This window comes from Paenibacillus taichungensis, assembly GCF_047302525.1.
Lineage (GTDB): Bacteria > Bacillota > Bacilli > Paenibacillales > Paenibacillaceae > Paenibacillus > Paenibacillus taichungensis_B.
Window position 1 is genome coordinate 3,884,319 of the sequence record NZ_CP168020.1, and the last position, 23,158, is coordinate 3,907,476.

A 23,158-nucleotide genomic window follows, 5' to 3' on the forward strand; every position below is an offset into this window, starting at 1 on the left:
TATATACGGACACAAGCTGGAAATGCTGTGAAAAGAAAACGTTGAAAAATGTTGAAATACTTACATTTAGCGGCTGAACTAATGGTTCACATGCTGTCTAACTTGGTTATTTATAGCTATAACTTTATCTTGAGTTCAGGAGGTGTTGTCATGCTGCTCGAAGCGATGTATCACGTTCCCCGCGATAAATGGGCTTATGCTTATAATCCCTCGACGATTCACCTGCGCGTACGAACGAAGAGAGACGATGTACAATATGTGACTGCACTGACTGGTGATAAATACGATTGGAATGGAACCTATAAGGAAATTCAATTGGAAAAAGCGGCTTCAGACAGTATGTTTGATTATTGGGAAACTGCAGTTAAGCCCAAATTTAAGCGTCTGACTTACATCTTCCGTATTACCGCTGGTACCGAAAATATATATTTGGCTGATAACGGAATTCATTATGCTCCCCCGTACCCTACAGGAGGATATTATGAATTTTCCTACATTCATGAAATTGATGTATTTAAGGTTCCCGAATGGGCCAAAGAAGCCGTGTTCTACCAAATCATGACCGAAAGGTTTGCCAATGGAAATCCCGACCTGAACCCGGAAGGAATCCAGGAATGGGGTGGCCGACCTGAACTGGATAACTACTTTGGCGGAGACCTGCAAGGTGTGCTCAATCACCTGGATGATCTGACTAAACTCGGTGTTAATGCCATTTACTTTACTCCATTGTTCCAAGCAAACTCCTACCATAAATACGATACCATTGATTATAAAAAAGTAGACCCTCAATTCGGGGACAATGAAATGCTCAAAAAAGTAGCAGAACAATGTCATCGCCGCGGAATCCGTGTCATGCTAGATGCAGTTTTTAACCATTGCAGCGAAGACTTCCCTCCTTTTCAGGATGTCCTGAAGAACGGCAAAAACTCCAAATATGCAGACTGGTTTCATATCAATGAATATCCGGTGCAGATCAAGGATGGTATACCAACCTACGATACCTTTGGGTTTTATGGCAATATGCCCAAGTTCAATACCGCTAATCCCGAAGTAAAAGACTATTTGCTTGATGTGGCTGAATACTGGATCAAGGAGATTAAACTCGACGGTTGGCGACTCGATGTTGCGAATGAAGTGGATAACCATTTCTGGCGCGATTTCCGCAAAGTAGTCAAAACCGCCAATCCGGAAGCCTATATTGTAGGCGAAGTTTGGAGTGATTCCCTGACATGGCTTATGGGAGATCAATTTGATTCCGTAATGAACTACCCTTTTGCTGACAAGGTGCTTGAATTCTTCTGTGGCTCTATGGATGGTTATAACTTCGCTAACGAGATGGGATCACTCATTATGCGTTACCCGCAGCAGACGAATGAAGTCATCTTCAACATGCTATGCAGTCATGACACCCCACGTCTTCTTACTCGGGCTGGAGAAGACAAACGCAGATTAAAATTGTCGGTTGTGTTTCTTTTCACTTATATTGGTACGCCCTGTATATTCTATGGGGATGAGGTTGGTATACGCGGAGAAGGTGATCCAGATTGCCGTAAATGCATGCAATGGGATCCTGCCAAGCAAGATCAGGAGCTTTATGACTTCTACCGCCTGATGATTGATTTGCGGAAAAGTAATGAAGCTCTGCGCAAAGGCCGCTTCCGTTTTTTGAAAGCCGATCACAATGATCCATGCATCATTTATGAACGTATGGATGACACTCTTCACTTTACGGTGTGGATGAACAATACTCCGCAAGAACGTACCCTGTCACATCCGATGGAAACCAAGGACTGGAAGGATGCCCTAACCGAAGATGCTGTTGTTCCCACCAATGGAATGATGAATATTAAACTTGATCCTTACGGATACCGTATTTTGTATAGACAATTAGAACCGAGCTAATACCTGCCAGGAAACTCCTGAAATAATGAATGACCCTATAATAATCATCAGATGCTTCAGGAGTTTTCTGACGAAGAGCTGAACTAAAGCTATAACTTCGCCGTTTTCAAATCCCCTTTTGCATCTATGGTTATTCTCCACCGCGTAGAATTTGGACCAAGCATGACAATTTCGTTTACTAATTGATATAACGTTCCATTATTATCTTTAACCAGATCAACGACTACGTTTTTCCCATTTGTAAAGGGACTTGCGCCAAAGAGATAACGTCCCGTCGCACTTGCCGCAACTATCAGCATATTATCTCTTATGATGTTGCCTTCCACCGTGTTATTAACAATGTCCAGATGCACTGCCCACCATGTTCCCTCATATTTTAAGCGATTTCCAGTTACGATATTATTGGAGCCACGTAATTGAATACATGTACCTTTTCCTGCAACTGAATTATGAGAAAAGGTACAATCATTATGCAAACTGACCATTCGGTCAGGATTAGCAGTTTCAAAGCCGGGCTCAATGATGTTGCTCGATGCAATCACTCCATTGGCAATATCCATGGCTATGCCCGCTTGTGCAATGTAATTGCCTTTTACGATGATATGACCATCCGCGACAATTCCCCAGTGTTTTCCTCTTGGAATGATGATGTTCTCTGAGATAATTCCGATGTCCATGCCTTCTGCACCTATACTGGTTTTCGCTTCAATGGCAGCAGTAGCACTTGACCTAGAGATGGTGTCGATCAGGTTGCCCTGGATTACAAACAGATGGTTGCTTAGACCGTTGGGATTGTATCTGGAGGGAAAGAAAGATACCGAAATGACAGAAGTGATTTTGATATCCTTAAAGACATTGGAGGTTACAAAGGCGCCTTCGAAACCGATAAGCCCCACACCAAAAGCTGTTCCAATCAGGCTATTGCCATGTATATGCAGATTTTTGGCTCCAGTCTCGCCTCCCTCATTGTTACAGGTAATCCCACCGCCGACTGCAGGCATATTACTCACTTGTTGTCCGCCTGAAAAAGCAGCATAATCTGAATCACTGGATAATACAGGAGTGTGCAGAAAGTTATCGGTGATCGAAACATGCCAAGTTCCCTTGACCAGTATGCCATCCCCAAGATATCGGTAACAGTCATTCTCACGAATCACCACAAAAACCAAATGACTCCGAACTGCAATCGGTTCTTCTCCCAAGTGATGAAGTTTATTGTTTCTTATCACGACATTTCGGGCGGGATTGTCTTGACTGCTGGAACCATTGACTCCAATCCCATCGGTAAATTTACTAATATCGTTATTTTGCAACAATACATTGCTTGAATTCTCGATGTATAAACCTGTCTTGTTTTTACTCCAAGCTGCTTGAGTCGTACGAACCAAAGTCACGCCACTAATCTCTACATGATTGCTTCCTTCAATTCGGATTCCCTGATCCGAGACCTCCAATATTGCTCCTGGCAACGCCTTGATGATGACAGATCTTCCACTAAACATATAGAACCAGCCCATCTTGACAACTTTATAGTGCCCTGGCGTAAATAATAAAACATCACCTTCCTGTGCCGCGTCAAAAAAAGCTTTGATCTGGACTGTCTGATCGCTTCCATCTCCCGGAGCAAAACTCCTAACATCAATAATATTGCCTGTCAGCGTGGATTGCACAGCGGCGATATTACCCATGATCTGGCTAAATATTTCATTCATTTTGACGGCATTATACCCATCGGCACTGCTTAAAGCCTGCAAATTAGGATTGTAAGTAGAGGTAAAATTAATGTAGTTGTTCATTTTAAATTCGCCTCCTCCTTATGATCGTACAAAAAAGCCACAGTACGATATACTGCGGCTCATTTGTGCAAATCTATTTCACAGATTCAAGCGTTATGCGGCGATAAATATCCATATACTCTTCAGCTGAGACGTTCCAGCTGTAGTCTCCGCTCATTGCATTTTTCACGATCTTTTTCCAGTGCTCTGGCTGACGGTAAAATTCTTCAGCACGGCGAATGGTGTTCATCATGTCATGGGCGTTAAAGCTGGTGAAGGAGAATCCATTCCCCTCACCGCTGAATTCATTGTATGCCTGCACCGTATCGTTCAGACCCCCTGTTTCCCGGACAAGTGGTACGCTGCCATAACGGAGTGCAAGCAGCTGGCTAATGCCACATGGCTCGAACCTTGATGGCATCAAGAACAGATCACTGCCGGCATAGAAACGGCGGGATAACCCATCATTGAAGGTAATCTGAGCAGACATTTTCAGCGGATAACGATTAGCTGCCTCACGGAACCAGTGCTCATAAGCCGGATCCCCGGTACCCAATACTGCGAATTGAATGTCGTCATAGTACAATAATTCATCCAGTACACGACATACCAGATCCAAACCTTTGGAATCCACAAGTCTTGTAACCATCACCATAAGTGGAGCATCCGGACGTACAGGCAATCCTAATTCCTTTTGCAGCTCGATCTTGTTCTCGATTTTCTTGGACAGGCTAGTTCTGTATTTAACCGCAATTTTATTGTCCGCTGCCGGGTTGTAACTCTTAGTATCAATACCGTTGACAATCCCACTGAAACGATCGCCCAATGAACTGAGCAATCCATCCAGACCATAACCATAGTAGGAGGTTTGTACTTCCTTGGCGTAGGTAGGGCTGACGGTTGTTACATGATCCGCAAAAACGACTCCTGCTTTCAGGAAATTGACATTGCCATAATATTCTGCCCCGTCCACCGTGAAATACCGATCATCCAGCTCAAGCAAATCACTGAATAAATCATGTGGAAACACACCTTGATATAACAGGTTATGTATCGTAAAAACGGTTTTCATCTCACTATAAAAGGGATCATGAGCAAAGTGAGCCTCCAGTAGTAAAGGAATCATACCCGCGTGCCAATCGTGACTGTGTAGCACATCCGGCTTGAATTCAATTTGCGGCAACACCTCGAGAACAGCACGATTGAAGAAGGCAAAACGCTCCCCGTCATCCATATACCCATACACGCCATCCCGTCCAAAATAGTATTCATTGTCCACAAAGTAGACAGGAATCCCGTCATGGACCAGCATCTCTATTCCACAATACGGTCTGCGCCAGCCAAGAGGAACATCTGTTGTGATGACAGGCTCCATCGCCTCTTTATACTCATCAGGAATGTCCTTGTATTTGGGTAAAATGACACGAACATCTGCCCCACTCTTCTTTAGTGCCTGTGGTAATGCGCCGATGACGTCAGCAAGGCCTCCTGTTTTGATAAATGGATGTACTTCAGCAGCAGCAAATAGAATATTCATGCCTTCGTCCTCCTTTTAGGTTTAACTGTAGTGCTGTCTTTTGTTTTACTGGTTTTAGTGGTACTGACTTTTGCTCTGACGGATTGAACTTCAAGGGGCAATGCATCCGTTTTCCGACGTGTGCTCTTTTTTAAAATAACTACACTTAGCGGTGGCAAAACAACTTCCAGACTATGTGGTTGCCCATGAAAAGGAATCTTTTCTGTAGTAAGCTGCATATCATTGATAATGCCTGATCCGCCGTAATCGGAATGATCACTGTTCAGAACTTCGGTATACATACCGGGACGCATGACACCAATCCGGTAACGCTCCCGCTTGACTGGCTGAAAGTTAATGAGCACAAGGAGTGTATCCGCAGATTTTTTTCCTTTGCGCACATATGAAATGACACTTTGGTCCTGATCATCCGGAGTGATCCATTCATAACCCTCAAAGGAATGATCAAGCTCCCACAAAGCTTTTTCGCCCAAGTATAGCTCGGACAGATCCCGTTCAAACTTGTGGAGTTTACGGTGACTGTCGTAGTTCAGCAAAAACCAGTCCAGTTGATCTTCATCTTTCCATTCGATAAACTGGCCAAATTCTCCACCCATAAACAGCAGTTTTTTGCCTGGGAATGTCATAAAGTACCCCATGAAGGCACGCATGCCGGCAAATTTCTGCTCGTATGTTCCTGGCATCTTGTCTAGGAGCGACTTTTTGCCATGAACGACCTCGTCATGAGACAGAGGAAGCACGTAATTTTCAGTAAAGGAGTATACGACCGGGAATGTCAGCAAATGATGTTTGGAAGGACGTTCGTGAAAATCCGATTCCATGTAATCAAGTGTATCGTTCATCCAACCCATGTTCCATTTGTAGTTGAACCCTAACCCACCCTGATCTACTGGTGAAGTAACCATCGGCCATGCACTGGATTCTTCTGCCATCATCAGCGCATAGGGAAAGTACTTAAAGACCGTTTCATTCAACTGCTGCAAAAAAGCAACAGCTTCCTTGTTTTCCAGGCCACCTTCGTTATTCGTTCGGTATTGTCCTGGCTGCTTTTCGAAATCCAACTTAAGCATACTGGTTACCGCATCGACCCGAAGTCCGTCGAAATGGTACATCTCCATCCAGTACAACGCATTAGAGATCAAGAAAGAACGAATCTCGGGTTTAGAGTAGTCAAAGCTGAGGGTGCCCCAGCCTGGTCTCTCTGCTAACAGTGGATCTGCATATTCATACAAAGGCGTTCCATCAAACAAACGCAAGCCATGAGCATCCTTGGCAAAATGTGCGGGGACCCAATCGAGCAATACGCCTATGCCTGCCTGATGTAGAGTATCAACCAGATACATCAGATCTTTAGGCTGCCCGTAACGGCTTGTTGGCGCAAAAAATCCTGTGTTCTGATACCCCCACGAAAGGTCGTAAGGATGTTCACTCAGGGGCATCATCTCAACATGGGTATATTTCATCTCCAATAAATAAGGAACAAGCAAGTCCGCAAGTTCACGATAACTGTATAGAGTACCGTCCTCTTTTCGTTTCCAGGTTCCAGCATGCATTTCATAAATATGTAGAGGTTTGTTATACACGCCTCGTTGTTTGCGTCTCCACGCGCCATCATTCCATTTGTAACCTTCAATGGAGCTGGTGACAGATGCCGTACGCGGACGAACTTCAGCCTGGAAAGCATAAGGGTCAGCTTTAAGCAATTCGGTCCCCTCTTCCGTTAATATACGGAATTTGTATAAAGTTCCTTCACTGATTTCCGGAAAAAAACGAGTCCAAAATCCAGAATCGGGTATCTTATATAATGGTTCCTGTTCACCTTTCCAATCATTGCGATCAAGCGCTAGACCTACTTCTTTGGCATTAGGAGCCCACACGGTAAAGCGATATCCCTGACGATGATCTTCGATCGCAGGCTGTGCGCCCAATATTCGATAACTGTGATGAAGGTTTCCTTCATGAAACAAATAAATATGCTCCGGCGATATTTCCGGGTTTGCCAATGGTTGAATGGCCAAGAGATCACCTTCTTCTCCAGAAAATAGATGTAACAGTAACCATTACCCCATTCTAGCCAAGTTGAAAGGAAAAATGCGGTGTCTAAAAAAATGTTGTAATTTTTCAGGATTTTTACAGTATACATCGTTTCAATAGCTCCGCATTGCGTTTATGTATGTACTACACTGGACAAATATCTTGGGAGGGAAACGATTATGTTTAATAAAGATTGCATCGCTATGCTGTTGGCGGGAGGAGAAGGGAAAAGATTAGCCCCTTTAACCTCAAGTATCGCAAAACCCGCTGTACCGTTTGGCGGGCACTACCGGATTATCGATTTTCCCCTCAGCAACTGCGTAAACTCAGGCATAGATACTGTAGGTGTTTTGACGCAGTACCAAGCTGATTCATTGCATGATCACATTGGTGGCGGAGAACCTTGGGGACATGGTACTTCAAGTAAGGCAGGAATTTCCTTACTTCCATCTTATCATACAGGAAATGACGAATACTTGGGAACCGCGGATGCTATTTATAAAAATATAGACTATATTGACCAACAAAACCCCGAAAATGTTCTAATTTTGTCGGGTGACCATATTTATCATATGAATTATCGTGAAATGCTGGAAGCTCATACAGCTAATGAAGCGGTAGCGACGATTTCCGTTATGGAGGTTCCTTGGGAGGAAGCCCATCGCTTCGGCATTATGGCAGCTGATGAGAATCTGAAAGTAACGGAGTTTGCCGAGAAACCGGCCGAACCGAAAAGTAATCTGGCTTCCATGGGTATTTACATGTTCAAATGGGAATACCTGAAGCGCCACCTTCTCGAAGATGCCGCTAATCCGGAATCCAGCCATGACTTCGGTAAAGATGTGATTCCTCAAATGTTGAATGAGAATACCCCTCTCTTCGTATATAACTTCAATGGTTATTGGAAAGACGTGGGTACCGTGAAGAGTTTATGGGATGCGCACATGGATCTGCTTCATAACGATGATGACTGGAGCCTGCAAAAAGAAGACTGGCCGATGTTTACTCGTGACTGGAGAACTAAACCGAGTGCATACAAAGCACGTCATACGCGTGCTGAGCTCCTTCAGTCCATGATCCATGAATCCTGCAACATGGATGGCCGTGCTGAACGTTCTGTTATTTTCTGCGGAGCCGAAGTTGGTAAAGGTTCTGAAGTTAAAGACAGCGTGATAATGCCAAATGCACGGGTAGGTCGTGGTGTTCATATCGAGCGCGCCATCATTGGTGAAGGTGCCATTATCAAAGACGGTGCCATTGTCAAAGGCACCGCGGATGAAATCGTGGTTGTCGGACCGAATGAGATTGTCTCGGCCAAACCGGCTGTGCGCACACAACCTGTACGCATGCTGAAAGATGTTTATGAAAAAAGCGGGCGTCTGCGCGCTGGAGAGCTTTCTTCATAAGCATTAAGAAAAGGCGAGCCATATATGGCTCGCCTTTTTGGTGCGTTAAATCCAAACGATATTTTAAACAATACAATATACGTTGCCTTAACTTTGTAATTAGGGATTATGTTTCTTCCTTATCGGTGTTTGTCTGCTGGGCCTGTGTTGTCTCCTGCACTTCTTCAGAGTCACTGTTATGCTTAGGAGCTTCACTTATCACAGCCTCTTCCTCAGGCAATGCTGGCAAAGAAACAGTAACCGTGGTTCCCGACCCAAGCTCACTCTGTATCGTGATCGTACCTTCATGCAGTTCCACAAGTTCCTGCGTAATGGCAAGACCCAGTCCTGTTCCCCCGTTTTGGTGATTCACTTGGAAGAAACGGTCACGTACTTTTATGAGATGTTCTTCACTGATTCCGATACCGGTATCCTGAACAGCAGCTATGATCTGCCCCTTCTCTTCTTTAACAGAAAGGAAAATCCACGAATTCTCATGAGAAAATTTAATCGCATTGTCAACCAGATTAAGAAAGACTTGTTTCAGCCTATTGCCGTCTCCAAATACGTTAAATGCACGGGTCTCATCCGTGTCCAGCTTGAGATGTACTTGCTTTTGCTCCGCTTTGGCCCAGACGTTCAACATCGTTTCCTGAACAATTTCTCGAATGCTGACCGAGCCTTTTACAAGCTTCATCTGATTTTGCTGCAATTTGGAGAAATCGAGCATTTCTTCAACAAGACCGATCAAGCGCTCGGTTTCTTTGGAGATAATACTCATTCCAATTCTCGTCTCATCGGGATCGTACCCACCTGAATCCAGGGTTTCGCTCCAGCCTTTAATGCTGGTCAGAGGTGTACGCAATTCATGCGAAATAGATGAAATAAAGTCGTCTTTAATCTGGTTACTGCGTACAATCTCATGTGCCATGAAATTCAATGTAGATGCCAGTTCACCAAGCTCGTGCTTGTAATTACCTTTAACTCTGACATCCAGACGTCCCCTGGCCATTTGAGCTGAAACGGCTGTAATGTTATTGAGGGGCCGCACAATTGAATTCGCCATTCCGATACTTATAATTAATACAATGACTAGAACGGCCACACCTACAGCAACAGCAAGCAGCCCCATAACCAGAAGCTTGGAATTAACCATATCCAGCGAGGTGAGGTACCTCACAATATAAGTATTTTCGCCACCCAAATCTAGCTTGTGGGATACCGCCATGACTTGCTCACCCGTAAGGGGTTGTCTTCCCACCCAACGGCCAATGCTTCCGTTCATGGCCTGTGATATATCGCTCGTTTGAAGAACGGCATGCTCGGACTCAAAAGCAGTTGAACTAGCCAAGACTCGGCCATCCATATCAAGGATTTGCAGCTCGGTACTACCCAATTGTAAATTAGCGAGCAAATACGATAAATTATTAGCTTCATCCGTACGAGATAACGTTTCTTTAAAATCATTCGTCGATGTAATCTGCTGATTAATCGTATTATAAATACTCTCGTAATAATACCTTTGTACTGCAATCAAAAATACGAATTCCACCAACAGCAGAGCCAGGAAAACTACAATGAAGTAATGTAGTACGATCTGCCGTGTAATGCCTTTTTTGATCATTGATCCCGGCCCTTCCATTTGTACCCGTGACCCCATACAGTCTGCAGGTATTCAGGTTCGGAAGGATTGTTCTCAATTTTCTGGCGCAAGCGGCGAATGTTTACGTCCACGATTTTCGGATCGCCCATATACTCCTTACCCCAGACGTGGTCGAGCAGCACATCACGACTAAGCGGTGTGTTTTCTTTTTCTAAGAAAAATTGAATCAAGGAAAATTCGGTTGGTGTTAACTCAATTAATTCATTTTGTTTCTTAAATTGCTTGGAGATCAGATCCAACGAGAATGGTCCTGATTGGAACGTTACCTTTGCAGCTGTCTCCCGGTGAACATTGACCCGGCGCAATAAAGATTGTATACGTGCAATTAGCTCGGTTGGACTAAACGGCTTACTTACGTGATCGTCTGCTCCAACTGATAGCGCATATACCTTGTCCTGCTCCTGTACTTTGGCTGTGAGGAAAATAATTCCCAAACGTTCATTCGTTTCACGAATACGACGACACACTTCGAATCCGTCAATTCCAGGAACCATAACATCTAGCAAAGCTAAGTCAATATCTGGTACGGATTGCAGAATACGAAGCGCTTCATGTCCGTCTCCCGCTTCAAGCACTTCGAACCCGTTTCTCTTCAAATTAATAACAATAAAGCTGCGGATGGATTCTTCATCCTCAAGAATAAGTACTTTACTCATTAAGTTCTTCCTTTCTATTCAGATGCGACATATTGTCCAGTAATCCACCATCGTTATTCGCAGATTGCGCGCCACGATAAGCAATCACTCGATCGTTCGATTTGGTGATTTCTTTCCACCCTTTACCTTTGTCTTGTTCCCATTGCGTAAGTGTGAAATATTTAATTTCACCCACCGTTTCATCCGTATCAATCATTTTGAAACGAATATATTTTCCCTTTTCCGATTTGGTATCTATTGTAACTTTTCCGTACCAATCCGTTTTCAGGTTAAGATGGAATGCATTCGCATCATCACGATATTGGAAGGATACAAAATCTTTGCCATCCTTACCATTCCATTGATAGAAAGTATAGAACCACATTCGAGCATCAAATACGTAATGTTCCCAGCCTCTGGGTGTTTCCTTCAATCCAAATTCAATAATACCATCATTATTAAAATCACCGCTTAAAATTTTGTCATCTCTATAGGTTTGATCAGGGGAATTGAATGCATACACCAATTTGTTGTCCTTTACATAAACAATCTGTGTAAAGGTACTTCGGTCGTCCAATTCGGCATCCAATACGAAGCCCACTTTATCTTTGGCAATTTGACCACCAAGTGCATTATAAAATTCTTTTACTGTATAGTCCGTCTGTATACGGTCCACTTCCTTGAAGCTTCCATCATCATATTGATATAGGGCAATGGAGGAAAATCCGCTGGTATTGAGCGAAACGATAGCAAAATCATTTTTTTTGTCCCCGTTTAGATCCAAAGGATTCCCTTGTAAATCATCAATAATTAACTCATTATACGGTACTCCGCCCATCACCTGTTCAAGGGCCCCTCCTTTGTAGGAATAGGCCATTAAAGCTTTCTGTGCTTCGAGGCTCACTCCAAGAACAATATCAGGATTACCATCGTTCGTGATGTCCAGCAGTTTAAAGGATTGCAAGGTATTTCCCGGAACATCAAAAGTAAGTTTTTTCACCCAGGTATCACCCTGCTCTTCGAGAAGCATGCCATGAATCCGCACATTTTCACTCGGAGTTTCGTAGAAAACAATGGCTTCTCGGGTTCCATCCCCATCCAAATCTGCCACCCGTATCATGCTTGTATTGTTCAAGTCTTTGGGCCGAATTAATTGGCTTTCAGGAGGTTGTTCTTTCTGTACAATTGTAAGAAGTCTCTCCTTGTCCATCGACATCATGGGTTGTTTCATTAAAAGCTTGGGATCACTCAGGACAGTGCATCCGCTAAGAACGGAGCCAAGTACAATCATAGCTGCTCCCCCCGCTAACAGGCGCCCCCACCGTGAATTAAGCAAATTCATCACTCTTTTCAATAGTTTAAATCATATTTTTTTCTTGCTGTGTCAACCGACGTCCACGTATATCAAAAGCAATCTTGCCTTCCGCAAGACCCCAGATGCGGGTCGCATGTTTCTCTGCCATTTCAATAGGCAATACCGCAATCACGGTAGCCCGTTCCTCTTCGCACAATTTGCGCAGTGTTTCCAGCACCGTATCTGCTGTATGAGGATCAAGTCCGATTACAGGCTCATCCGCCAAAACAACTTTGGCACCATGCGCAAGCGCTCTGGCAATCGCAACACGCTGCTTCTCGCCACCACTAAGCTTCTCTGCAGTCTGGTGCGCTTTATCCAGCAATCCCAGCCCTTCCAGATAATCCATCGCACCCATATAATCATCGGAACGAACCATACCTGTTACCATTCTCCACAAAGGGGTTTGACCAGACCGACCGATCAATACATTTTTCAAAGCTGTACGTCTCGGATACAATTGCGGATTCTGTTCCAAGTATGCCCATTCCCGTTTAATTTTCCGTTTTCCGGACCAACCTTCTTTTATAATCTCGGCGCCGTCCACCGTAAATCGACCACTGTCCCATTTTTCCATCATAGCAAGGCATTTAAGCAGCATGCTTTTTCCGCTGCCACTCGAGCCCACTACACCAATCATTTCTCCCTGTTGCATATCGAATCGTATATCCCGCAGAACCGGAACCCGGTCCGCTCCAACGGATTTGCTTAAACCCTCAACTCTGATCATCGCGATGTCTCCTCTTGTCCATGTTTTTCCCTACTACTAGTGTACTCGGAAATGGACATCAATTTCCATGCGAACACCAGCTTCTATTTTACCACAGATTCGAGCAAAGGTTTACGACGAAATAATACACCTGCTGCACCAAAAAGAAGATACATGAATCCAAGCAAAATAAACATGCTTCCTGGTGAAATCCAGTTGATCACTTGCCCACCCAGATTTGGTCCAATGATGCTTCCAATTGTAAAATGAAATGAGGCCACAACGTTCGCTGCAGGCAGCAGCGCTTTTGGCAAAATATCTGCGGCATAGGCCAGGCCAAGCGAGAAAAATGAACCTACCAGACCTCCTGCTATGGTCAACAGCACAAGCGTCCACCAGAAATGTGTACCGGCCATAGGAACCAGCATGAAGATGATACCGCCAGTAATGCCGGCAAACATTAACGTTTGCTTTCGACCATAACGGTCACTCAACATGCCTAGAGGCAATTGCAGAAACAAACCACCAATTCCGACAAAAGGTAGCAAGGACGATATCTGATTGGCATCCAAACCAATACGCAGTCCGTATACGGGAAAATTGCTGTTCATTCCGGCTTCCATATACCCGTACAATAACGCAGGTAACAGTGCGTACCATGCCCAGGCCAGACTGCGACGGAAACGGCGTTCAGGCAGTTGTCCATGTTCAGCCTTTTCCGGCTTCGTATCGGGAAGCTTCATTAATACAAGGATAAGTACAGCAGCCATACAAACAAACAATACCCAGAATGGTACGGCATCCCCAAACCCGAGCAGCTTGATTCCCAGTGGGCCAATACTGAATCCTAAACCATAGGACATGCCATATAAAGAGATGTAACGTCCGCGTTTTTCGGGTGCGGTCACCAGTAGTACCCATAACTGGGCAGAATAATGGAGTGCACTATCACCGATTCCGACGACGAGACGCAAAATAAACCAAATTTTGATATCCGGAAAATAAGGAAACAGAATCAGGGGAATCATGACAAATAACAGTCCACCGATAATCAGCTTTTTGAAACCAATAGCTCCCAGCAGTCGTTCCGCCACCAAGGTCATGGCAAAAGAGCCAACGTACAATGCGGCTGCATTCATTCCGTTCAAACCCGGTGAGACTCCTTTTTGCTCCAAGAAAATGGAGAGCACCGGCAATAAAAGTCCCTGGCTGATCCCCGCCACAACAATAACGGTAATCAGAATGAGATAGTTTGATGTAGAATGTGATAATTTGGGGGTGGGTATAGATGACACAAAAATCATTCCTCCTGCAAGCATACAAAGAAAAATCGCCATCACTGACGACCTTTCGCATGTTATAACTATTCTATTGATCATGCATGGTTACGCCAGGGGTTTTGCCCTGGACTTGAACATTATAGTGGACAACGCCCTGCAAAACAAGCCATAATAGTACTTAAGTCGCTGCGTACATTTAGATGTGACGGGAGGATTCTGCATCATATGGCTTATCATGTTAAAATCGATGTTTCACCGATATATGAAATGCTCAACAGCTTTTTGGTATATGTAACGAAGAAGTGGATTCAACATCTGGATGTTGGCCCCGAATGGATCATTGAGGTGGAAGGCAAACTAAGTTCCAATGTTCGAGCAGCGCTCGCACCTGCTGCCACCTGGCCTTTTGATGACTTTGATGTTTTGTTTGCATGGGCGGCCTATCGGAACGCTTCTAATGAGAATATTGATTTTCTGGATATGCTTGCTGGACTAACAGCCGAAGAGCTGTTCGCACGCGTATCTGTTTTGCTGCCCCATCTTACAATAGAAGAATCTACACGTATTCGGGATAGCTATGTGCCACTTTTGCGACTCTGGGATCAGCATTACTGCCAGAATATGAGTGAAGATTATCGTACCTGGCTCGAAGAAGACGCTGAAGAGAAACGCGTACTGCTTGATAAAATGGGGCCTGAACTTCTTATTGAATACGCTACTGCGGGTGTTCTGGTTGAACCGATGCCTGGACTGGATGAAGTAATCCTGTTTCCAACCGTTCACAATCGACCCATTAATATGTACTGCTTCTATGAGGGCATGATGATCATGCAGTATCCTGTAGATGCACCCGAAGAGGATGAAGACCAACCACCAACCTGTCTGCTTCGTTTCACACATGCCCTGGCTGATCCGGAAAGACTCCGTCTGCTCCGCTACGTTTCAGGTGAACCGAAGTCGCTCGCTGAGATGTGTGAGGAGTTGGGCAAAGACGAGGATATGGTTAAAGATCAGGTTATGGCATTGCGCATCGCCGGACTGCTACGAACCCATCTGCTCGGCAGTAATCGCAAAGAGAAATACAGTATTCGACCAGATGGCGTATCTGAATTGAACATGTTCCTGGAATCTTATATTCGCATATAAAATATGAACAACTGTGCTGCTGCTGCTGCAAGGAGTGAATTGGATATGAAAATAATAAAACAACATATTTTGTTTGATCTCGATGATACACTCGTGTACTGCAATAAATATTTCAACCTGGTGCTTGGTGAATTCTTCGAGAACATGCAGGAGTGGTTTGATGGACATGCCCTAACGGTTCAACAAATTAGGGAAAAACAGCTGGAGATTGATGTAACCGGGGTCAATAAACTGGGATTTGCAAGTCACCATTTCCCGCAATCCCTTATTGATACCTACCGTTACTTCTCCCAGAAGTTCGTAAAGCCCACCTCTCACCAAGAAGAGTCTTACCTCACCAAATTGGGAATGAGTGTATATGACCAAGAGGTTGAGCCTTATCCTCATATGGTTGAAACGCTTGAGAATCTTAAATCAGCTGGACATGCCCTCTACCTGTACACGGGTGGAGAAACCGTAATTCAGCAGCGGAAGATTGACCAGATGAAGCTCTCGGCTTATTTCGATGACCGGATCTACATTCGGCAACATAAGAATGTTGAAGCGCTTGAAGGTATTCTCTCTACTGGCCCGTTTGAGCGTCGTGCAACTTGGATGATTGGAAACTCACTGCGCACAGACATCATGCCAGCAGTGACGGCCGGCATCCATAGCATATATATCAAACAGCCGAACGAATGGCAATACAACATGGTGGAGCTTCAACCTAATCCCGAGACATCGATGTATACCATCACTGCCCTGGAAGAGGTACCGAAGGTCATCCATGAAAACATACAACAGCAGCAACAAAAAAGGACCCTTGGATAAGGGTCCTTTTATTTTTTGTTTAATTAACAATTGAATTTGACGCTGGCACATCAGGCTTCCCGTTCTTATTACAGCCTTTACATCCAATAAACTTATGCATCCTGCTTTTCAGCAGATAGTTTGCCTGTTGCCTTATCTTGCAAAATAATACGCGCCTTCACCGTACTTCCGTCTTTTCGTTTAAAAGCCAGTACCTGAGTACTCCCCTTCTCAATCAACGCTTTCAACATCGTACTGGTAATTTTCTTGCCGACGTACTCTTTCCAAATGACAAACCCGCAGCCTTCTTTGAAACGTGTACAGCCATAGCCTTTCTTGCCTTCAATAATCTGACCGGTGCAACCCGGTGATGGACAGGATGCCAGCATTTCACGAACGCCAGAATGACTGGAAGTCGAAGATCGCGTTTGCGCCGTCGCGTTCGCGACACTGGCAGTTCTGGATGAAGCTCCCGACGTTTGACGTGAAGTCTTCGAACCTACACTGGTACCTGCGCCTGCACTTGATATCTTGGCAGAAGTTGTTCTGGTGCTGGATCTCTGGGCTTTGGCTCCCTTGCCTTTACCCCGCCCCCCACGTGTATCTTCCCCAAAAGCATCCGCTGGTGCCGGTGCCTGCACACGTACTTTATCAATGATGGACATCGTAAATTTTTTGACGTTCTCCATAAACTTGTCCTGGCCCGCTTCACCTTTGGAAATTTGGTACAATCTTCTTTCCCATTGGCCCGTCATTTCAGGCGAAGTTAACAGATCTACGCCTGCCTTGCGGATCAATTCGATGGCTGTCCGACCCTTCAACGTCAGTTGCATCTTTTTACCCTGCATCGTAATGTAACCCACGTTTTTAAGTCGTTCTATCGTTGCCGCACGAGTCGCTGGTGTACCCAGTCCACTGTCTTTCATTGCATCACGCAGCTCTTCATTCTCGATCTGTTTCCCTGCACTCTCCATTGCTTTTAGCAACGTTCCCTCAGTATAACTCTTGGGAGGCTGTGTCGCCTTCTCCTTGAATTCACTCTTGGTACATTGAACAGGCAATTCAGGTTGAACAGCAAATGCCTTGTCTGTCCATTCCTCTGCTTCCTCTTCTTCATTGCTGTTTTTCTTTGTCTTTTTCTTGCCTGTCTGCTCCTGATCTGAAGATCCCAGTACCACCTTCCACCCCAGTGACAGCAGTTCTTTCACAGATGTCTTGAACTGGTGCTTCTCAACGTCAGTGAGCACGGTATGCTGCTTATACTCTGCTGGCGGATAGAAATGGGATAAGAAACGTCTTACGATTAGATCGTAGATATTCTGCTCATCTTTGGATAACGTACCCGGTCGCTTCAATGTAGGCAAAATCGCATGGTGATCCTCAACTCTGGACGGGTTACATACACCCTTGTTTTTCTTATGAACGAGTTCAGGTTTCGCTCCTTGCGCCAGCTCACTATAGGGTCCATTTTTAAGCAGATTCAGCGTTTTGTGCATACCTTCAATATTCTGTTCCGTAACATAGTTTGAATTTGTCCGTGGATAAGAGATCACCTTATGTTTCTCGTAAAGCGCCTGTGCAATATCCAACGTTTTCTTAGCTCCATATCCATACTTGGCATTTGCTTCACGCTGCAAAAGGGTCAGATCATACAACCGGTATGGATACTCCTTGGTCTGTTTAGCTTCGTACTTGGTAATCTGTCCCGTCTTCCCCTTCACACTGGTAGCAATCGATTCAGCAACGGCGGGGTCGGTCAGCTTGTCCCCTTGACGTAAGCCCCTGTACTCCACTCCTTCTTGACGAAACCAAGCGGCTACTTCATAAAAGGTCTGGGACTGGAACGCTTCAATCTCGATTTCCCGATCATAGATCAAGGCCAGTACCGGAGTCTGCACCCGGCCTACAGAGAGTAAGGCATTGTGTCGGGTGGTGAAAGCCCGGGATGCATTCATGCCAATCAGCCAATCCGCTTCACTACGAGCCCTGGCAGCATGGGTCAAATTCTCAAATTCCGAGGCATCTTTCAAACCGTCAAAACCACGTTTAATACTCTCAGCGGTCAAATCCGATATCCACAGACGTTTGACAGGCTGACGCAGCTTCAACTGTTGTTGAATTAAGGCAAAAATATACTGTCCCTCTCGCCCTGCATCACAAGCATTAACGATGGCCGATGCCCTTTTCGCAAGTTCTCCGATCATTTTCAGTTGATCTTTCGTTCTGGGATTGGGCACAATCTTGAACTGATCCGGAATGATCGGCAGGTCGCCGATATTCCAGCGTTTATACTTTGAATCATAGGCATCCGGTTCAGCAAGTCCCAATAGATGACCAATCGCCCAGGTGATAATGTAATGCTCACCTTCCAAATAATTGCGATTGTTCTTGGCTCTTGGTTCTATGACGGCGGCAATGGTTCGGCCCATGTCGGGCTTTTCCGCAATAACCAGTGTCTTCATCCGTCCATCTCTCCTCCTTCACCGTCCAGATGACGGCAAAAAGGGGCCTTCCGCCCACGGAAGCCCCTTGCTTCTGAAACTTATTATATCAGATTTTGGTTGCGGGAGCATCCTCCCCATTGGATTTACCCTGCTGCTTGTTCATTCAAAGCCTGCTTCGCTCTGCACTCTTTGCATACGCCCTGAAAATCAAGCCGATGGTCTGTAACGGCAAAGCCGTACTGACGCTCGATTTGTTGTTCCAGACGAAGCAAACCATCCTCCATGATCTCTTCTACAGTGCCACACTCTGTGCAAATCAAATGATGATGGTGATGTGAGCCATCCGTACTTCGCAGGTCGAAGCGCGCAGCACCGTCACCAAAGTTAATCTTTTCTACGACCTGAAGGTCACTAAGCAGTTCAAGCGTACGATATACGGTAGCCAAGCCAATCTCGGGGAATTGCTCCTTGACCAGCAGAAATACTTCCTCTGCGCTAAAATGATCCTTCTCATGTTCAAGTAATACACGTACCGTAACTTCTCGTTGCTGTGTCAGCTTATACCCTTTTGCAACCAACTGTTTTTTAATGTCATCAATCTGTTCTGAAATGGATTTGTCCCGGTTACTTGCCATAAAGATTGCACCTCCGGATATTATAATTTCACAATTCGTGTAGTTTTCAATTAAGTGTCATTACGTTTCTTATTTATAATCATTATAATGTAATAATAAATCTTTATGAGATAAAAAGCAATGCTATACCTCACAGTTGCCTAAAATAATTGTAGCTGAACGTCTCAAGTTATCATAAAAAATAACAAAAAACCCCCGCTAATTGCGAGAGTTTTGTTGTATCATTTATATATTTTATTCAAAAATTGCAAATCCATATCCATATGCGGCTCATTAACTCGTTATACGAGAACTGTAGCACCCATCAAGTATTTGTCCACTTCACGGGCAGCTTCACGGCCTTCATTAATTGCCCATACAACCAGACTTTGACCACGACGCATGTCACCTGCTGCAAATACTTTATCCACATTGGTATTGTATTTGCCGTAACGCGCCTTAACGTTGGTACGACGGTCTGTTGCAAGTCCAAGTTGTTCCACCAAAGTCTGTTCCGGTCCGTCAAAACCGATAGCAATCATTGCCATTTGAGCTGGGAAGATACGTTCTGTACCCGGAATCGGCTGATAGATTTTACGTCCCGTCTCATCTACAATACGCTCGATTTGAACGGTGTGAAGTTCTTTGAGATTACCCTCATCGTCACCCACAAATTTGGTCGTCATGATGGAGAACTCACGCGGGTCGTCACCGAACAGTGCTTTCGCTTCTTCCTGTGCATAATCAAGAGTATATACGTTCGGAAATTGCGGCCAAGGGTTGTTAATGCGATCACGTTCCATAGGAGCTTGAGTATGTGTACCAAATTGAGTAATGCTTCGACAACCATGACGAAGCGATGTAGCTACACAGTCGGAACCTGTATCCCCGCCACCGATGACGATAACATCCTTGTCCTGTGCTGACAGGTAGTTACCATCCTCCAGGTTGGAGTCCAGGTAACTTTTGATGCTGCCATTCAGGAAATCCATGGCGTAGTGCACGCCTTTCAGATCACTGCCTTCAATGTTGAACTCACGCGGTTTGGTTGCACCTCCGCACAGGACAACCGCATCATACTCATCCACCAGTTGTTGCGCAGCAATATCTTTACCGATCTCCGTGTTTGTTACAAATTGAATGCCTTCTGCTTCCAGCAAATCAACACGACGCTGAACGACGTTTTTGTCCAATTTCATCGTAGGGATACCATACATCAGTAAACCACCGACACGATCGGAGCGCTCGTATACGGTTACCGAGTGACCTGCTTTGTTCAACTGAGCTGCCGTAGCCAGTCCTGCAGGACCTGAACCTACAACTGCTACACGTTTACCCGTACGTTTCTCCGGAGGCTGGGGAACCACCCATCCTTCTTCAAAACCCTTTTCAATAATCGCTTCTTCAATCGTTTTGATGGTTACAGGTTCACCGATAAGTCCCACTGTACATGACCCTTCACAAGGAGCAGGACAGACACGACCTGTAAACTCAGGGAAATTATTCGTTTTGTGCAGACGATCAAGTGCTTCTCTCCACAAACCACGATACACCAGATTATTCCATTCTGGAATCAGGTTATGCACAGGGCAGCCCGACGTTCCGCCAGTCATATCTATACCTGTATGGCAATACGGGGTACCACAATCCATGCATCGTGCACCTTGTGTTCTGAGCTCTTCTTCAGCCATATGTTTATGAAACTCTTCCCAATCCTTAACCCGCTCCGCCGGCTTACGGTCCGCAGGCAGCTGCCGTTTGTATTCCATAAATCCAGTAGGTGTAGACATCTTACGTTTTCCCCCATCCGTTCTTGTCTTAATCCTTTCATCTGCATGGTTCTATATGAAATGGATTACTCATGTTTGAGTTTTTGTATATTGTATCACAAAATCTTCTCGAAGATATTTCAATTATAGTAGCACTTTGCATGCTGAATATTAAATGGATTATCCGAATAATTATTTGTATTTTATACATCATATCGTCCTAGTCTACACATGGTCAATACCCTTAAATTGGTTATTTCTAAAGTGTGGCTATAAGAAATTAGGCGTTTAATTAATGAAAAAACGGTAGAAACGTTATTTAAATGTAAGGTAATTTATCATTGAAAACAACATTTTTCGCTGTTTTAGGCTACCAAATCCGAACAATATCTGATTTTAGGGCTTTACAACGGTGAAACCCCACATTTTTTATACTTTTTTACTAAAGAGAGATTAGAGGCTATGTATTACAATCATTTTCTTCGTTAATTAAACGTTATATTTATGTCATCTTTATGTGATTTCGTATTTATTTCATTTTATTTTTAAAAGAAAAGACGCTGTTCACGAATATTTCGTAAATCAGCGCCCTTATATTTCGTTTATAGCGTAAGTTTGGGCTCTTCTACTTCATCTTATGTCCCTCTTACCGTTTTCGTTCGTAGAACTCAAACGTATACGCATAAACATTTTTTTCATCTTGCTCGCCTTCGATCTGTTCTGTTAGCTCCCACTCCGACCAATCCACTTCTGGGAAAAAGGTATCTCCCTCAAAATCCTCATGGATTTTGGTTACCACCAGACGATCTGCGAGCGGCAAAAACTCACGATAGACCTGAGAACCGCCAATGACGCAAAGCTCTTCGCCTTTTGTAACTTCCAGACCCTCTTCAATCGTATGCACCACTTCAGCCTGATTCGCTTGATAGTTAAGATCTCTTGTTACAACAATATTTCGACGTTGCGGAAGCGGCTTGCCTCCAAAGGACTCCCATGTATTGCGTCCCATAATAATCGTTTTATTTAACGTACGTTGCTTGAAAAAGGCCATATCTTTAGGCAAACGCCACGGAATGGAATTATTTAATCCAATAACGCCATTCTCGCCCATCGCCCATACAAGTTCAATGCTCAAAGAATACACACTCCTTCAATCCGTGTTATACCGCAATCGGGGCTTTAATACCCGGATGATGCTGGTAGTTCTCAAACTCAAAATCATCAAACGTATAATCGAAAATGGAATCCGGCTTACGCTTGATAACCAACTTAGGCAACGCGAATGGCTCACGCTCCAACTGGGTTTTCACTTGTTCCACATGGTTTGAGTAGATGTGTACATCCCCACCGGACCAAATAAACTCCCCAACTTCAAGATCACACTGCTGGGCAATCATATGTGTCAGCAGCGCATAGCTGGCAATGTTAAATGGCAGCCCAAGGAACGTATCTACAGAACGCATTGTTAGCATACACGATAGTTTACCCTCAGCCACGTAGAACTGAAACGCGAAATGACAAGGAGGCAATTTCATGTTGTTAATCTCCGCCACATTCCAGGCGCTAACGAGGTGACGCCGCGAATCCGGATTATTTTTAATCGAATCAATAACAGCAGCAATTTGATCGATCTTCTCCCCGTTAGGCGCTTCCCAAGTACGCCATTGTGATCCATATACCGGACCCAAATCACCATTTTCGTCAGCCCAATCGTCCCAGATCTTTACACCATTTTCCTTCAGATAGGATATATTCGTATCCCCGCTCAAAAACCACAACAACTCATGAATGACTGATTTCAGATGAATTCGCTTGGTTGTTACCAGCGGAAACCCTTCGGATAGGTCGTATCGGAGCTGTCTGCCAAATACCGACTGTGTTCCAGTTCCGGTGCGATCTCCCTTATGCACGCCTGTATCCAGAATATCCTGTAATAAATCAAGATAGTTTTTCAAATTATATTCCCCTCGCACTTCTAATTTCATAGCAATAAAAACAAACAAGAACATTCACACAGTTGGTGTTTGTTCCAATTTGCCTTATTTGAATACAGCATCGACCTAAGCCCTCCGCTGTCATATTGGTTGTTACAGTGTACCACATTAAGCTTCCGATTGCATGG

17 protein-coding genes are annotated in these 23,158 nt (G+C 44.5%); 4 read left to right on the top strand and 13 right to left on the bottom strand.

Features of this window, described 5'->3' with window-relative positions:
• Positions 1 to 150 precede the first annotated feature (150 nt).
• Positions 151 to 1,902, top strand: a complete 1,752-nt coding sequence (locus tag ACDJ58_RS17265; RefSeq protein WP_413372111.1) for an alpha-glycosidase — start codon at positions 151 to 153, stop codon at positions 1,900 to 1,902.
• Between the two features lie 89 nt (positions 1,903 to 1,991).
• Here the strand turns inward: ACDJ58_RS17265 and ACDJ58_RS17270 are convergent, their stop codons facing one another.
• The 3 genes from ACDJ58_RS17270 to glgB form a co-directional block, all read right to left on the bottom strand.
• Entirely contained in the window at positions 1,992 to 3,698 is a 1,707-nt protein-coding gene (locus ACDJ58_RS17270; RefSeq protein WP_413372113.1) for a NosD domain-containing protein, read from the bottom strand.
• A 73-nt stretch (positions 3,699 to 3,771) separates the two neighbouring features.
• Complete coding sequence (glgA, locus tag ACDJ58_RS17275; RefSeq protein ID WP_413372114.1) at positions 3,772 to 5,214, bottom strand: glycogen synthase GlgA; 1,443 nt, start codon at positions 5,212 to 5,214, stop codon at positions 3,772 to 3,774.
• Entirely contained in the window at positions 5,211 to 7,232 is a 2,022-nt protein-coding gene (gene glgB / locus ACDJ58_RS17280; RefSeq protein WP_413372115.1) for a 1,4-alpha-glucan branching protein GlgB, read from the bottom strand. The genes glgA and glgB overlap by 4 nt, the downstream gene beginning before the upstream one ends.
• A 195-nt stretch (positions 7,233 to 7,427) precedes the next feature.
• Between glgB and ACDJ58_RS17285 the strand changes: the two genes are divergently transcribed.
• The gene (locus ACDJ58_RS17285; RefSeq protein WP_413372116.1) at positions 7,428 to 8,654 is read left to right on the top strand and encodes a glucose-1-phosphate adenylyltransferase; all 1,227 of its coding nucleotides are present in this window, start codon (positions 7,428 to 7,430) and stop codon (positions 8,652 to 8,654) included.
• A gap of 106 nt (positions 8,655 to 8,760) precedes the next feature.
• Here ACDJ58_RS17285 and ACDJ58_RS17290 read toward each other — a convergent pair whose 3' ends face one another.
• From ACDJ58_RS17290 to ACDJ58_RS17310, 5 genes are all read right to left on the bottom strand, one after another.
• Positions 8,761 to 10,257 (bottom strand): sensor histidine kinase, encoded by a 1,497-nt coding sequence (locus ACDJ58_RS17290; RefSeq protein WP_413372118.1) that lies wholly within the window; start codon positions 10,255 to 10,257, stop codon positions 8,761 to 8,763.
• Positions 10,254 to 10,952 carry a response regulator transcription factor gene (locus ACDJ58_RS17295; protein WP_063562821.1) on the bottom strand — a complete coding sequence of 233 codons (699 nt, stop codon included), beginning with the start codon at positions 10,950 to 10,952 and terminating at the stop codon, positions 10,254 to 10,256. Before ACDJ58_RS17295 ends, ACDJ58_RS17290 begins: the two co-directional genes overlap by 4 nt.
• On the bottom strand, positions 10,945 to 12,222 hold the full coding sequence (locus ACDJ58_RS17300) for a hypothetical protein (RefSeq protein ID WP_413372119.1): 1,278 nt from the start codon (positions 12,220 to 12,222) through the stop codon (positions 10,945 to 10,947). Before ACDJ58_RS17300 ends, ACDJ58_RS17295 begins: the two co-directional genes overlap by 8 nt.
• A gap of 67 nt (positions 12,223 to 12,289) precedes the next feature.
• The gene (locus ACDJ58_RS17305) at positions 12,290 to 13,015 is read right to left on the bottom strand and encodes a phosphonate ABC transporter ATP-binding protein (protein WP_024634002.1); all 726 of its coding nucleotides are present in this window, start codon (positions 13,013 to 13,015) and stop codon (positions 12,290 to 12,292) included.
• A gap of 83 nt (positions 13,016 to 13,098) precedes the next feature.
• A complete protein-coding gene (locus ACDJ58_RS17310; protein WP_413372120.1) occupies positions 13,099 to 14,298 on the bottom strand; it encodes an MFS transporter in 1,200 nt (399 codons plus the stop codon).
• 201 nt (positions 14,299 to 14,499) lie between these two features.
• Between ACDJ58_RS17310 and ACDJ58_RS17315 the strand changes: the two genes are divergently transcribed.
• Both ACDJ58_RS17315 and ACDJ58_RS17320 read left to right on the top strand, forming a co-directional pair.
• A complete protein-coding gene (locus ACDJ58_RS17315; RefSeq protein WP_413372121.1) occupies positions 14,500 to 15,420 on the top strand; it encodes an ArsR/SmtB family transcription factor in 921 nt (306 codons plus the stop codon).
• Positions 15,421 to 15,465: 45 nt separating this feature from the next.
• Positions 15,466 to 16,230 carry an HAD family hydrolase gene (locus ACDJ58_RS17320; RefSeq protein WP_413372122.1) on the top strand — a complete coding sequence of 255 codons (765 nt, stop codon included), beginning with the start codon at positions 15,466 to 15,468 and terminating at the stop codon, positions 16,228 to 16,230.
• A gap of 92 nt (positions 16,231 to 16,322) precedes the next feature.
• Here ACDJ58_RS17320 and ACDJ58_RS17325 read toward each other — a convergent pair whose 3' ends face one another.
• From ACDJ58_RS17325 to thyA, 5 genes are all read right to left on the bottom strand, one after another.
• Positions 16,323 to 18,671 (bottom strand): DNA topoisomerase 3, encoded by a 2,349-nt coding sequence (locus ACDJ58_RS17325; RefSeq protein WP_413372123.1) that lies wholly within the window; start codon positions 18,669 to 18,671, stop codon positions 16,323 to 16,325.
• A gap of 125 nt (positions 18,672 to 18,796) precedes the next feature.
• Positions 18,797 to 19,264 (bottom strand): Fur family transcriptional regulator, encoded by a 468-nt coding sequence (locus ACDJ58_RS17330; protein WP_024633997.1) that lies wholly within the window; start codon positions 19,262 to 19,264, stop codon positions 18,797 to 18,799.
• Positions 19,265 to 19,569: 305 nt separating this feature from the next.
• Positions 19,570 to 21,057 (bottom strand): glutamate synthase subunit beta, encoded by a 1,488-nt coding sequence (locus ACDJ58_RS17335; protein WP_413372124.1) that lies wholly within the window; start codon positions 21,055 to 21,057, stop codon positions 19,570 to 19,572.
• A 625-nt stretch (positions 21,058 to 21,682) separates the two neighbouring features.
• Positions 21,683 to 22,171: a dihydrofolate reductase gene (locus ACDJ58_RS17340; protein WP_310853431.1), complete on the bottom strand. Its 489-nt coding sequence runs from the start codon at positions 22,169 to 22,171 to the stop codon at positions 21,683 to 21,685.
• 25 nt (positions 22,172 to 22,196) lie between these two features.
• Complete coding sequence (thyA, locus tag ACDJ58_RS17345) at positions 22,197 to 22,991, bottom strand: thymidylate synthase (protein ID WP_063562828.1); 795 nt, start codon at positions 22,989 to 22,991, stop codon at positions 22,197 to 22,199.
• Positions 22,992 to 23,158 lie beyond the last annotated feature (167 nt).

Coding starts and splice junctions, on each gene's coding strand:
- ACDJ58_RS17265 (WP_413372111.1), top strand. CDS start 151: ATGCTGCTCGAAGCGATGTATCACGTTCCCCGCGATAAATGGGCTTAT.
- ACDJ58_RS17270 (WP_413372113.1), bottom strand. CDS start 3,698: ATGAACAACTACATTAATTTTACCTCTACTTACAATCCTAATTTGCAG.
- glgA (WP_413372114.1), bottom strand. CDS start 5,214: ATGAATATTCTATTTGCTGCTGCTGAAGTACATCCATTTATCAAAACA.
- ACDJ58_RS17285 (WP_413372116.1), top strand. CDS start 7,428: ATGTTTAATAAAGATTGCATCGCTATGCTGTTGGCGGGAGGAGAAGGG.
- ACDJ58_RS17290 (WP_413372118.1), bottom strand. CDS start 10,257: ATGATCAAAAAAGGCATTACACGGCAGATCGTACTACATTACTTCATT.
- ACDJ58_RS17295 (WP_063562821.1), bottom strand. CDS start 10,952: ATGAGTAAAGTACTTATTCTTGAGGATGAAGAATCCATCCGCAGCTTT.
- ACDJ58_RS17300 (WP_413372119.1), bottom strand. CDS start 12,222: ATGATTGTACTTGGCTCCGTTCTTAGCGGATGCACTGTCCTGAGTGAT.
- ACDJ58_RS17305 (WP_024634002.1), bottom strand. CDS start 13,015: ATGATCAGAGTTGAGGGTTTAAGCAAATCCGTTGGAGCGGACCGGGTT.
- ACDJ58_RS17310 (WP_413372120.1), bottom strand. CDS start 14,298: ATGATTTTTGTGTCATCTATACCCACCCCCAAATTATCACATTCTACA.
- ACDJ58_RS17315 (WP_413372121.1), top strand. CDS start 14,500: ATGGCTTATCATGTTAAAATCGATGTTTCACCGATATATGAAATGCTC.
- ACDJ58_RS17320 (WP_413372122.1), top strand. CDS start 15,466: ATGAAAATAATAAAACAACATATTTTGTTTGATCTCGATGATACACTC.
- ACDJ58_RS17325 (WP_413372123.1), bottom strand. CDS start 18,671: ATGAAGACACTGGTTATTGCGGAAAAGCCCGACATGGGCCGAACCATT.
- ACDJ58_RS17335 (WP_413372124.1), bottom strand. CDS start 21,057: ATGTCTACACCTACTGGATTTATGGAATACAAACGGCAGCTGCCTGCG.